This window comes from Pseudomonas sp. PDM22 (genome assembly GCF_014851965.1).
GTDB lineage: Bacteria > Pseudomonadota > Gammaproteobacteria > Pseudomonadales > Pseudomonadaceae > Pseudomonas.
This window is the reverse complement of the sequence record NZ_JACVAR010000059.1, coordinates 1-255: the sequence shown is the minus strand read 5'-3', so window position 1 is coordinate 255 and position 255 is coordinate 1. Positions and strand designations below refer to the sequence as shown.

Here is a 255-nt window from a genome sequence, read left to right as displayed (position 1 = left end):
ACTGTCGCTGCCGCGCAGAAGATCGGTGGTGACATCGCTGTCCTGGTCGCTGGCCAGAACGTCGGTGGCGTGGCTGAAGCCGCTGCCAAGATCGCCGGTGTTTCCAAGGTGCTGGTCGCCGACAACGTTGCCTACGCTCACCAGCTGCCGGAGAACGTCGCTCCGCTGATCGCTGAGCTCGGCAAGGGTTACAGCCACGTGCTGGCCGCCGCCACCACCAACGGCAAGAACTTCCTGCCGCGCGTCGCCGCTCTG

General features: G+C 65.9%; 1 pseudogene. It reads left to right on the top strand.

What is annotated here, in order from left to right:
- Positions 1-255, top strand: a pseudogene (locus IB255_RS31380) (electron transfer flavoprotein subunit alpha/FixB family protein); the annotation flags it as partial.